The sequence below is a fragment of the Paenarthrobacter sp. NPDC091711 genome (assembly GCF_044756605.1).
Classification (GTDB): Bacteria; Actinomycetota; Actinomycetes; order Actinomycetales; family Micrococcaceae; genus Arthrobacter.
This window is the reverse complement of the sequence record NZ_JBIVTF010000003.1, coordinates 85,851-98,001: the sequence shown is the minus strand read 5'-3', so window position 1 is coordinate 98,001 and position 12,151 is coordinate 85,851. Positions and strand designations below refer to the sequence as shown.

The window sequence follows — 12,151 nt, the reverse complement described above, 5'->3', positions numbered from 1 at the left end:
AGTCCGCCGGTGGCCGGGTACATTTGGGCCGTGTCACATGAGCATCCCGTCACCGTTTCTGTAGCCCGCACTATCCTCCCCGGCTATACCCGGCAAGCCAACGCCTGGGCCCACGCCGGCCAGGAGCTCGCCCGCGAATGGCCCGGATATCTGGGGTCGGGCTGGGTGCGCAACGGGGTGGACTCCACTGAATGGCACATGCTTTACCGTTTCGCCGACGCCGATTCGCTGCAGGAATGGGAAGACTCCGAGGAGCGCCGCTGGTGGATCGATAGCGCCAGGGACATGATGGAGACCACGCGGGTGGAGCGGCATACGGGGATTGAAGGCTGGTTCTCGCGGCCCGGAGATGTCTCGGTAGTGGTGCCCGAAACGGTGGTGCCGCCACGCTGGAAACAAGCCATCAGCATTTTCCTGCCGTTTTTCCCGCTGAGTCTGTTGGCTAATTTCCTGTTGCATCCGTTGACTCAGAACTGGCCGTTGGTGTTCGCGGTCCTGCTGAACATCGTGATCCTCACGCCGTTGATGACGTACATCTTCCTGCCCATCACCACCCGGCTGCTGCAGCCTTGGCTTCAGGCGAAGCCGCGAAGCAAGCGACGGACCCAGGCTTCTTAGCTGGGAGTTTGGTCATAAAAGTCCTCAATTAGTTGACACTTCAACCTATCTTCGGAAAGGTTTAAGACATGAACAAGTCCAGCTTGACCACCACAGCCCTGACCATCCTGCGTGTCATCGCAGGATTTCTCTTCGCCGCGCACGGTTGGCAGAAGTTCAACGAATTCACCATTGCCGGCACGCAGGCATCGTTCGCCCAAATGGGTGTGCCCGGCGCCTCGGCAGTAGCCCCGATTGTTGCAACACTCGAGCTGGTGGGCGGCATCGCGCTGATCATCGGCTTCCTGACCCGCGTCTTCGCGGCCCTCCTGGCCGTCAACATGCTCGGCGCCCTGTTCCTGGTACACGCCCCTGCCGGCATTTTCGTCGGCAACGGCGGCTACGAACTTGTGCTGCTCTTCGCCGGTGCCGCGTTGGCCCTGGCACTGGCTGGCGCGGGCAGGATCTCGGCCGACGCCGCCCTGTTCGGCCGCTCCGGCTCCAAGCTTCGCGTCTTGGCTTAGGCGGCACCGCGTCAGCCCCCACCGACGCTCTCTCACATAACAGCCCCTAAACGCCAACGGTCTCTCACTTCCTTCAGGAAAGTGAGAGACCGTTGGCGTTTAAGCATTGGGATGTGAGAGAGGATCCTAGCCCGTGACGCCGGTCAGCTCGTTCGGCACGTGCTCCAGCTGAGCAGACTTCTTCACCTTGCCGGTCTTCAGGTCCACCGCGTGGATGGTGCTGGTGGCCGGTTCGGTGACGAACACCGTCGAGCCTTGAACGAAGAGAGTGGGACGCGGGTCCTGCCAAGTAGCAGACTCCTCCCACGCGCCGACGACGGGAATGGTGGACGTGACGGCGCCGGAGATCGGATCGATCACCCGCAATCCACCGTCAGTGCCGAGTACCAGCGCCTCGCCAGCCGGTCCGCGGCCCAGCGAACGGAAGGAGTAGCTGGTGCCGATGTCCACCAACTGCATCGTGGCGGTTTGGGTGTTGACCAGCGAGATCCGGGTGGGCCTCTCCGGCTTGGCAGACTTGTCTACCTTGTAGTCACCCAGGATCACCGGGGACTTTTCCGAGCCGGCCTGGTTTCCGAGCCGACCGTACGCATCCGGGCTTGCCACCTTGCTCATGGCGCCATCCTTGTAAATCAGCATCCCGTTTTCGCAGCCCACCACCACGGCTTCACCCGCGGCAACAGCCTCACCATGAACGCCGGGGCAGTCCTCATTACGCGCAATTTCAGTGCGCTCCTGGCCCTTCCCGGCAGAGAGCACCGCAATTCCGGAGCGACTCTCCTCGTTGCCCAGGGTCACCAGCAGCTTGCCATCTTCAAGCTCCACGGCCACCCCGTGATGCGCCTCTGGCGTGGTGTAGACGTCGGTCGAAGGCAGTTTTCCGTCCTCCGCGGCAGCGGCCAGAGCAGAGGTCTCGAAGCTCTCCACCTTGCCGGAACCGTCGTTGAACAACACGGTTTTGCCTCCGTGCAGCACCACGTGGCCGGCCTTGTCCGCCGCAAACGCCAACTCAGTCAGCTTGGGCTCAGCGTTGTAGTGGTGGCTGTGATCGCCGTGCGGTTCGGTCCAGGCGCCCGCGTCGAAGAGCCGGAAGGCATCGCCGGTGGACACGAAAACGTGCCTGCCGTCGCCGGCCGGATTCAACCGGTTGAAACCGGACATTTCCGCACTTCCCACGGGCTCAAGCGAGGTTGCATCCAGAACTGAAATGCCGGCGTCGTGAGTGTAAACGAGACGGGGAGTTGGGGCGCCAGCCTCCTGTGAACTCGGCTCCGAACTGCCCGAGGGTGCTGCAGTGGCTGCGTTACCGCCTGAGGCGACAGGGGTGGCACAGGAGGCTAAAAGCAGGGCTGAGAGCCCGACGACGGCAATCGGCACCGTGCGCCACCGGCGGCTGCGCGGGGTCGGGACAGGGGTTATGGGGGTTGAGTGATGAGGCATGGGTTAAATGATATTGATTCTCATTTAGTCCGCAAGTTCCGCATCAGGCCGCTCTGTCACATTTGACGTTTAAGAACACAAAGAAACAAATTCTCCCGTCAATTCCTTGACTGACTCTTTTGCGGACTGTTAAACATATCCCCATCGGGCAAGCGTTTTCCGAACCCTCTCACCGCATCCTCAGTCGATGGCCTCTCGCCAAACACCAGGGAAGACGCGTTGCCGATTGATGAAACGATACAAAGTCCGACAGTGTGGTTGGTACTCACCCCCATGCGTCATCAAAGGAGATGTTCGTGAAACACCCCCCTCAACGCGCGGCCAGGACGGGCACCGCAGCCCTGACTGCCGCCGTCGCCTCAATGGCACTGGCCTTCACCGGGCTTCCTGCAGCTCACGCCCAGACGTCACTCCCCCCAGCCGGAAGCGGCTACAAGTTCGACTTCGGCCCTGGCGTCGTGGCCGACGGGTACACGCAAGTGAACGCAGGCAGCGCCTATACCGCCGCCACGAAGTTCGGTTTCACGGACACAGCAGTCACCTCCGGGGCTGACAGGGGCACCCCGGATGCCCTGCGCAGCGACTTCGTCCAAGCCCAGGGCAGCTCCTTTCAAGTGGACCTTCCCAATGGCGACTACACAGTGAAGCTCATCGCAGGGGACGCAACGGAAGCCACCAACATCGCCATCACGGCCGAGAAAATGGCCAAAGTCCAGGCCACCGACAAGCCGGCCGGCCAGTTCCTGGAGATGGAATTCCCCATCTCACTGGTGGACGGCCAGCTCAACATGGACATCACCGGAACCGCCGCCAAAATCAACTCGCTGGTCATCTCAGCCCGCGCTCCACGGACGGCAACAACGGACCCTGGCGTCTACCTGGCCGGCGACTCCACCGTGCAGACGTACGATCCCGGCTACGCCCCACAGGCGGGTTGGGGCCAGATGATCGACCGCTATCTGGACGACAAGGTTGCCGTCTACAACCACGCGATCGGCGGCCGCAGCTCCAAGAACTTCATCAGCCAAGGCCGGCTGGACGAGATCCTCCGTGTCATCAACCCCGGCGACTACCTCATGGTCCAGTTCGGCCACAATGATGCAACCATCGGCGTCGATGACCGCTACGCATCGCCTGCCGACTACAAGGAATACCTCCGCAGCTACGTGCATGGCGCCCGCCAACGCGGGGCCACCCCCATCCTGGTCACTCCTGTGGGACGCCGGGACTTCGATGCAGCTACCGGCACGTTCCGCGTCAGCTTCCCCGAATACGTGGACAAAATGAAGGAACTCGCCGGGGAGGAGAACGTTGCACTGATCGATCTCTCGGCCCTCAGCCGCGGCTACTACGACGCAATCGGACCGGAAGAAACCAAATCGGTCTTCCTCCATGTCGACGCCGGCGTGTACCCAGGACGTCCGAGCGGCACCGCTGATGACACCCACTTCCAGGAATACGGCGCCATCCAGATCGCCCGCCTCCTCGCCGGCGGCATGAAGCAGCTCAACGTTCCGCTGGCCTCGCGCGTCCAGGAGGTCACGCCGCCGTCGAACGTTCCTGCCAAGCCGCAAGGCCTGGTGGCCGGCAGTGTCTCCAATGCCGGAGCGCTGCTCAAGTGGCAGCAGGTGGAGGGAGCGGACATCTATAAGATCTACCGCAAACTGGCTGCTGAACCGGACAGCGCCTACAAGCTCGCCACCACGTCCACCATTCCCACCACCAACCTCAATGGCCTCGCCGAAGGCACCGCATATGACGTGCGCGTGGCTGCGATGAACGGCAAGGGCCTGTCCGAGTACAGCGATACGTTGGCGGTGACCACCAAGCAAGCCACGTACAAGTTCGACTTCGGACCCGTCGGCGCCCCGGTGGAAGCTGGCTACACCGAAGTCAACCGCACCATGGCCTACTCCGCCGAGCGAGGTTTCGGTTTCAAGGACATCACGGTCCTCAGCGACCGCGACCGCGGCGCAACCACCACCAACCTGCTCCGGGACTTCGTCCTCAGCGGTGCCAGCTTCGAATTTCAGCTGGACGTCCCCAACGGCACCTACGCCCTGAAGACGTACCACAGCGACTGGATCGGCTCCACGCGGACTGACATCGCTGTAGAAGGCAAGGGCTTCGGCACTGTCACCTCCGGCAAAGCCGCGTCCGCCACCAAGGTCATCAACGAGGTCCTGGTAACGGACGGTCAACTCAACCTGAGCATCAGCGGATCCGGTCAGCGCCTCAACGGGCTGGAGGTCACCCCGCTCCTGGTGGGCCCAAGCAACCTCAAAATCACGTCCGTTGACGCAGCCGCCCAGCCGCCCGTCGTCGGACTTTCCTGGGACGCTGTTGGCGACGCCGCCAGTTACCGTGTCTTCCGTCAGGCACCCTTCGAGACGTCCGCGCAGCTGATCGCGGAAAACATTGCCGAACCGGCATATTCGGACGCCACCGCCACGGCAGGCCTGCCCTACAAGTACTACGTCACTGCCGTAGACCGCACAGGCCTGGAGTCCGTCCCGTCCAACACCTTGGACGTGCCGCTGATCGACCCCGCAACCGCAGTGCCCGCAGCACCTGGAAAGCTGAAAACCAAGAAGGTGGAAAAGACCAGCGTCTCGCTTCAGTGGGGCGAAGTTAAGGGCTCGACGGCGTACCTTGTCTACCGCTCAACGGCAGCTGACGGGGCATTCACCTACGTAGGTAAAACCGACGACAAGAAGTTCACCGACACCACCGTCCTGACCACCATCAAGTACTACTACCGGGTCACGGCCCTGAACGCCGGGGGAGAATCGGCTCCGTCTGAAACCGTGGGAACCGAAGACGTGGTGGTCCTGGACCGTCAGATGGAGAAGCTGGACCGGGCACCTGTCGCGATTCCAACAGCAGAGGGAATCCGCATCGGCTGGCGCATGCTTGGCCTCGATGAGGACAAGATCGGCTTCAACGTCTTCCGCGACGGCAAAAAGATCACATCATCACCCATCACCAACAGCACCAGCTACCTGGACGCCACCGGCACCGCGAACTCCAAGTACGTCATCAAGGTAGCCGGCGGCGGCAGCAGCGGCGAGAAGGAGACCAAGGAGTTCAGCCCGCTGGCCCAGGACTACCTGTCTATCAAACTGGACAAGCCGGCCGACGACTACACCAAGGACGGGCAGCCCTACAGCTACTCGGCCGGCGACGCCACGGTAGCCGACGTTGACGGTGATGGCCGGTACGAGATCATCCAGATGTGGTCACCGTCCAACTCCAAGGACAACTCCCAGGCCGGGTACACGGGCACCGTTTATGTGGACGCCTACACCATGGAAGGCACCAAACTCTGGCGCATCAACCTCGGCCAGAACATCCGCGCCGGCGCCCACTACACACAGGTTCTGGCCTACGATTTCGACGGCGACGGCAAGGCTGAAGTGGCCATGAAGACCGCCGATGGAACCCGGGATGCTGCCGGTACCGTGATTGGCAATGCCAATGCCGACCATCGCAACAGCAGCGGTTATGTCCTCACCGGCCCGGAATTCCTGACTGTCTTCCATGGGCAGACAGGGACCATCATGGACACCGTGGCTTATGACCCGCCGCGCGGTGACGTTGGCGCCTGGGGTGACACGTACGGCAACCGCGTGGACCGTTTCCTCGGCGCCGTTGCGTACCTCGACGGCGAGCACCCGTCCATGATGTTCAGCCGCGGTTACTACACCCGCGCAGTCCTGGCCACCTATGACCTGGTGGGTGGCAAAATCGTGAAGCGTTGGGTGTTCGACTCCGACGTTTCCGGCGAGCAGTACCGGAGCATGGGCAACCATAACCTGTCCGTGGCTGACGTGGATGCCGACGGCAAGGACGAATTCATCTTCGGCTCCATGACCATCGATGACAATGGCCAGCCGCTCTACACCACCGGCCTCGGCCATGGGGATGCCATCCACACCAGCGATTTGGATCCTTCCCGTCCGGGCCTGGAAACCTTTGCAGTTCACGAGGACATGGGCTCGAGTGGAAATCTCGGCGCAACCTTCCGCGACTCCGCCACCGGGGAAGTGCTCTGGAGCATCCCGGCGGCAAGGGACACCGGCCGTGGGGCCTCGGGCGATATTGACCCGCGCTATCTGGGTGCTGAAGGGTGGGCCGTAGGCGGCGACGCTGCGTGGAACTCCCCGGTAGGCGAACTTCGCTCGGCCAAGGGTGAGTTGCTCTCCACCAACATCCCGGCAGCAAACTTCCTGGCGTGGTGGGACGGCGACCTGCTCCGCGAGATCGTGGACCACGACTGGGATGTTGCAAGCAACAGTGGGACACCGAGCATCAGCAAATGGAACTGGAACACCCAAAGCAGCGATCGCCTGCTGACGGCCACCGGTGCCTTGACCAACAACAGCACCAAGGGGAACCCGGCTATCCAGGCCGATCTGTTGGGCGACTGGCGGGAAGAAATTGCCTGGCGTTCCGCGGACAGCACGGAACTCCGGATCTACACCACCACGTCCGGCACTGATGTTCGGCTCCGTACCCTGATGCACGATCCCGTGTACCGTCTCTCGGTTGCACGCGAGAACATCGCCTACAACCAGCCGCCACACCCGGGCTTCTATATCGGCGTGGGCATGGATGCGCCTTCTATTCCGAATATTGCATATACGGGAAGTAAGTAGCACCTCCTCCATGGTGAGCGCCGCCTCTGTACTTGTTGGTGCGGGGGCGGCGCTTGAGGTGGTACAAATAGCCAGATGACCACCATCCTCACCGGAGTCGGTGCCAGCACCGGCACCGCGCATGGCACAGCACGACTCATCAACGGTCCTGACGAGTTCGCTCGATTCCAATCCGGCGATGTGTTGGTCTGCCGCACTACCGACCCCGCTTGGACGCCGCTCTTCGGAATGGCGTCAGCGGTAGTCACGGAAACCGGCGGCATGTTGTCCCACGCCGCAATTGTTGCGCGTGAGTTCGGGATCCCCGCCGTCCTGGGTGTTCGGGATGCGCTGGGCCTGCTGACTGACGGAGGGCCGTTGCTCATCGACGGGTCCTTGGGAACCGTCACCCTCGTGAGTTCCACATGACACTCCTTACCCTGCATGCCGTCCGACTCCTTGGTTTCGCTGACACACGTTCGGTGGCCGCCCGCTTCTCGCAAGACCCCGGCGTGGTGGAGTCCCAGCTCATCGACGCCGGGGTGAACGGCTTCGTTTCGCACAGCACCTTTGCGGGGACCAGCGGATGGTCCCTGTCGAGTCTTGGGAGGGCTGAAAACCAGCGACTGCTGGCCGAGGAACTGGATAGTGCCGGCGCGCGGATCTCCGTGATGGCCGTCCACGACGACTTCGGGGACATCAACACCGGCGTAGTGGATGCCTGCAGCGCCTTCCAACTGCGGACCTCGCCCGGCGACGAGGCCATGGATGTCCTGATAGGTGCTCTGGCATCGTGGCGCCCACTCGAAGCGCAGCTATCCGGAATACTGCCCCGTTTCGATGGCTACTCCGATCGTCTGCTGGGCGCACTCAAGCACGCTGTCCAGGACACGGCGTGGCTCACGGCCACCGACCGCGACTCCTTCCACCGGGTCTGGTTCGAACTCCATGAGGATCTCATCGCCACCCTCGGCATCCAGCGCGGGTAGGCACACCGCCGCCGTCGGACTTCGTCACGTAACAGAAACCTGGCAACAGTAAACTGCCACCATGAGCGATGATGCTGCCAATTCAGTGACCCTCCGCTTCCTGGCGGCCCCCATGGACGTAGGACACAGCGGGTCCGTCGACGCCGGTACCGTCCTTGAGTGGGTGGATAAAGCAGCGTACGCAGCAGCAGTTGGCTGGTCCAAGTCGTATTGTGTCACCGCATACGTCGGCAACATCCACTTCACGGATCCCGTCAACAGCGGCGACATGGTGGAAGTGACCTCCACCATCGTTTACACAGGGCGCTCCTCCATGCACATCCACACCGTGGTCAGTTCCCGGGATCCAAAAGGCGGCCCGGAGACCATGCACAGCCAGTGCATGGTGATCTTCGTTGCCGTCGGCCCGGACGGCAAGCCGATTCCCGTACCGCAATTTGAACCATCCACGCCTGCGGAGATGGAGCAGCGGGACCACGCCTTGGCTCGGATCGAGGTACGTGAACAGATCGTCAACGCGATGAACGCCCAGGAATACACCGACGCCGGGACCGCCGAGCGCGTCGTCCTGCGGTTTATGGCGTCCCCCACTGATGTGAACTGGGGCGGCAAGGTCCACGGTGGCATTGTGATGAAGTGGATCGACGAAGCCGCCTACGTTTGCGCCTCCCGCTACTGCGGCAAGGACACGGTGGCCGTGTTTTCCGGCGGTGTCCGCTTCTACCGGCCCTTGCTGATCGGACACGTCGTAGAAGTAGAGGCACGCCTCGTCTACACCGGCGCCAAGGGCATGCACATCGCGGTTCACGTCCGCTCGGGTGACCCTAAAACCAAGGTCATGAACCTCACCACGTACTGCCTCACGGTGATGGTGGCGCGCGATGAAACGGGGACGGCCGTTCCCGTCCCCGCCTGGGAACCAGTGTCTGACGAGGACAAGAAGTTGCATGCACATGCCCGCGAGCTGCTGGAAATCCGTGGCCGCGCCCCGGGCAACCGGCTGCCGGATCATCTCCAGAACCTCACCGGAAGCTAGGCCGGCTTCTACCTTCTCACTGCCTCGCCCAGCTGCCGGGGCTGCTTCGCCGTGCCTCCAACAGCCATTCACAAGTACTAGGGAGCATCACCGTTCCTCGACACGAATCAAGTCATGGGTGCACTTGAGACTTGAGTAACACGGGAATGGGGCGGTGGCATGCCAGCACCCCGCTTCCGTTTGTTGAAGGGGTCGGCATTTTCCCTTCTTCGATGACTCTCGGACAAACAGGTAGGTCTAACAGAAGCAAGGCTCTTGGCAGCGTCAAGTGGTCCATCAGCCGCTTCCATAAGGGGTCAGCAGTTGTATCAGCGGAAGATGAAGAGTGTCCTGGACTACGTCGCCAAAGGTCTAGGCGTGAGAATCGTCGGCGCACCCGGCAGCGGCCGAACCAGTCTCCTCAAGAGCGTCGTTGCGAAACTGGAAGAGGATGGCGCCACGGTCTACAGCATGTTCGCTGCGCCGGCTCTTGCTGCTGTGCCTTTTGCGGGCGTTCTATCGCTCGGCTTGGATCTTCGTTCCAGGACCATCGGAATTCTCGGCATCGTGGACCTCCTCTCGGTCCAGATGGCCAGGAGCGGGGCGCATCTCATAGCGATCGACGATCTCGAAAACCTGGACCGGGAGTCACTGGCAGTAGTGGATGTGCTGCGGAGAAGGCGCAATGTTCCGCTGATTACCACCATGAATGACCGGCCGTTCCAGCCCAGGAGCTCCGGTTACTTGGGCAGCATTCCCGAAGCAACGGTTTCCCTTGCACCACTGGAATATGAACAAATCGGCAAACTCATCACCGAAACCCTTGGTCATCCGGCTGAAGTGAATGTGGTTGCGAACGTCCTCACCAAATCCGGCGGTAATTTGCGGTTGGCGGTCCGAATCATCCAGACCTCGGCACTCAGTGGGCGCGTGGTTCTCAGGGACGGCTTATGGTGCATGAACAGCCCAATGTTAATGAACGAGCATCTCAACGGGACAGTGGAAGCCTTGCTCCAAGGTTTGCGGCCAGAGGAAGTCCGGGCACTTAACAAGATGTCGCTTCTGGGTCCCAGCCCCGTTGACCGCTTGGTCGCAACTGTTGGTGAGGACATCCTCGACAACCTTGAATACAACGGGTTGATCTCGGTAATTCAAGGTTCACATGGAACCCTTCTGGCCGCTGTCTTCCCGCCAATTGTGGATGACTACCTTCGAGCCCACACGCTAAGCTCCCGGAGAATTCTCCAGAGCGCAGTAACAGACCATGTCATTGCAGAACCGGGCGATCACCCCGCGCCGCCAGCCACCGACGACATGTTGTCGGCTTCGCTTTCCGTTCTTCGCACGGAAATGGGCAGCAACCACGCGGCTGCTACCCGATACTTCCAGCAGCGCCGCGACGCCCTTGAAGAGTCGTGCTACCAAAAGTGGCACAGCGATCGCAGCCTGTCCAATGCTGTGGCGCTCCTGAGGGTCTATTGGGGAGCCCCCGCCAATCCCCATCGGATCCAGGAGGTTCTGCGTCAAACCGACTCCGACCACGGTGAATCAGAAGATCTCTTCTTGTTCAATATGTCCTTGGCCTGGTGGCAGTTCTCCCATGAGGAGAACCTGCCCGGTGCGATTGCGACAATGCAGGCTCTGGCTTCCGAGAGACCCGGCCTGCGGGATGAAGCCGAAGCGGTCACGGCATTTCTTCGCACTTCCCACGGCAGCATCCCCGGCAACAAGGATCACTCGTTTGTTGATTCCCTTAAGCATGGCTCGCAAAGCGGCATCACCCCAACCATCAAGGGACTGCTGGAGCTTTACCGTCTCAACCCCGAGAAGGCGCAACATGCAGCGGACTCCTCCGAGGGAGCAACCGGTTACCCGCCTTTCGAGTCCTTCATCCGCGGAATGGCAATGCTCTCCAGCGGCCGGGAGGAAGCGGCTCTTGTCATGGCACTTGAGTTCCGGGAGAAGGCTTTACAGAACGTGGATCAGTTCGCCTTCGTCAGTCAGAGTTACGTAGCCGCGCTTTCCCTCCTTCATCACGGCCTGTTTGACGAGGCCGAATATCTCATGGGGCGCGCCTTTTCCCTGGGAAAACCGGGATTCCTGGTGGAGTCGTTGCACGTGGCCATGCTGCGCCTCTCCTCGCTTCGGGACGCGGTTCCAGCTACTTCCTTAGGAGTGACGGACGGTTCCAGCGGAACGGAGAATGGGCCGTTCCCGGGTTTCGGAACGGGTTTGCACGATCTCGCCGCCAGCCGCCCCGCGAGCGCCAAGGCCTTCGACGAGCGAGCCAGCCGAATCATCGAAAAGTCCCTTGCCCGGGGTTTTGTCTTCGAAGCCGTGCATACGGGGCTCTTCGCCCTGGGGCTCCTCCCCGGCCCGCGCGTCCGGGGGCTCCTTCAAGGGATTCTCGAGGACCGCGGCATAACAGTCCACGATCAGCTGTTGGCAGTGGCGGGTGCCGCCATTGAGATGGACCTTCCACGCCTGCGTCATTTGCTGGACACCTACGTGCTGGACGGAGACACGTTCCAAGTGTCCATGGTTCTACGCGGGGCAGAACAGCGGTGCCAGCTCAGCGGCGAGCCAGCCGTTGCGAGTGAGATCAGAAGGGCCGCCAAGGATTTCGTTGTGCGCTTCGGCGTGGTGGGAACGTTGCTCGATTTCAGGTCGGAGCCTCCCGGTTCTTCCTTGACGTTGAGGGAGGTTGAAGTTGCCTTGGTCGCCGGGCAGCAGAGCAACCAGGACATCGCCGAGCAGTTCGGCATCAGCATCCGGACTGTGGAGAGCCACATCTCCAATGCTCTGCGAAAAACCGATACGACCACCCGAAAACAACTCGCCGATCTCATTCGCAATGCGCCCAACTCTTTGGCCTCAGGCGCCTTGGAAGCTTCGCAAGCCAACTCGTAACGCCGCAGCGAGCAGCTTTCGGTGTGCCCGGCCGTTCGG

At 61.6% G+C, this 12,151-nt stretch carries 8 protein-coding genes; 7 read left to right on the top strand and 1 reads right to left on the bottom strand.

The genetic code is table 11. From position 1 onward, the window contains the following. The first annotated feature begins 30 nt into the window (after positions 1 to 30). Positions 31 to 618: an antibiotic biosynthesis monooxygenase gene (locus ACIQH5_RS06200; RefSeq protein WP_400401240.1), complete on the top strand. Its 588-nt coding sequence runs from the start codon at positions 31 to 33 to the stop codon at positions 616 to 618. A 68-nt stretch (positions 619 to 686) separates the two neighbouring features. Then, positions 687 to 1,121: a DoxX family protein gene (locus ACIQH5_RS06195; protein ID WP_400401238.1), complete on the top strand. Its 435-nt coding sequence runs from the start codon at positions 687 to 689 to the stop codon at positions 1,119 to 1,121. 126 nt (positions 1,122 to 1,247) lie between these two features. Here the strand turns inward: ACIQH5_RS06195 and aztD are convergent, their stop codons facing one another. Further along, on the bottom strand, positions 1,248 to 2,561 hold the full coding sequence (gene aztD / locus ACIQH5_RS06190; protein WP_400401236.1) for a zinc metallochaperone AztD: 1,314 nt from the start codon (positions 2,559 to 2,561) through the stop codon (positions 1,248 to 1,250). 296 nt (positions 2,562 to 2,857) lie between these two features. Here aztD and ACIQH5_RS06185 point away from each other — a divergent pair, with 296 nt between their 5' ends. From ACIQH5_RS06185 to ACIQH5_RS06165, 5 genes are all read left to right on the top strand, one after another. Further along, complete coding sequence (locus ACIQH5_RS06185) at positions 2,858 to 7,219, top strand: SGNH/GDSL hydrolase family protein (protein ID WP_400401234.1); 4,362 nt, start codon at positions 2,858 to 2,860, stop codon at positions 7,217 to 7,219. A 75-nt stretch (positions 7,220 to 7,294) separates the two neighbouring features. Continuing rightward, the gene (locus ACIQH5_RS06180) at positions 7,295 to 7,627 is read left to right on the top strand and encodes a PEP-utilizing enzyme (RefSeq protein WP_400401232.1); all 333 of its coding nucleotides are present in this window, start codon (positions 7,295 to 7,297) and stop codon (positions 7,625 to 7,627) included. Further along, a complete protein-coding gene (locus ACIQH5_RS06175; protein WP_400401230.1) occupies positions 7,624 to 8,187 on the top strand; it encodes a hypothetical protein in 564 nt (187 codons plus the stop codon). The genes ACIQH5_RS06180 and ACIQH5_RS06175 overlap by 4 nt, the downstream gene beginning before the upstream one ends. A 61-nt stretch (positions 8,188 to 8,248) precedes the next feature. Continuing rightward, on the top strand, positions 8,249 to 9,223 hold the full coding sequence (locus ACIQH5_RS06170) for an acyl-CoA thioesterase (RefSeq protein WP_400401228.1): 975 nt from the start codon (positions 8,249 to 8,251) through the stop codon (positions 9,221 to 9,223). A gap of 318 nt (positions 9,224 to 9,541) precedes the next feature. Further along, on the top strand, positions 9,542 to 12,112 hold the full coding sequence (locus ACIQH5_RS06165) for a LuxR C-terminal-related transcriptional regulator (protein ID WP_400401226.1): 2,571 nt from the start codon (positions 9,542 to 9,544) through the stop codon (positions 12,110 to 12,112). The last annotated feature ends 39 nt before the right edge of the window (positions 12,113 to 12,151 follow it).

Coding starts and splice junctions, on each gene's coding strand:
- ACIQH5_RS06180 (WP_400401232.1), top strand. CDS start 7,295: ATGACCACCATCCTCACCGGAGTCGGTGCCAGCACCGGCACCGCGCAT.
- aztD (WP_400401236.1), bottom strand. CDS start 2,561: ATGCCTCATCACTCAACCCCCATAACCCCTGTCCCGACCCCGCGCAGC.
- ACIQH5_RS06195 (WP_400401238.1), top strand. CDS start 687: ATGAACAAGTCCAGCTTGACCACCACAGCCCTGACCATCCTGCGTGTC.
- ACIQH5_RS06165 (WP_400401226.1), top strand. CDS start 9,542: ATGAAGAGTGTCCTGGACTACGTCGCCAAAGGTCTAGGCGTGAGAATC.
- ACIQH5_RS06170 (WP_400401228.1), top strand. CDS start 8,249: ATGAGCGATGATGCTGCCAATTCAGTGACCCTCCGCTTCCTGGCGGCC.
- ACIQH5_RS06175 (WP_400401230.1), top strand. CDS start 7,624: ATGACACTCCTTACCCTGCATGCCGTCCGACTCCTTGGTTTCGCTGAC.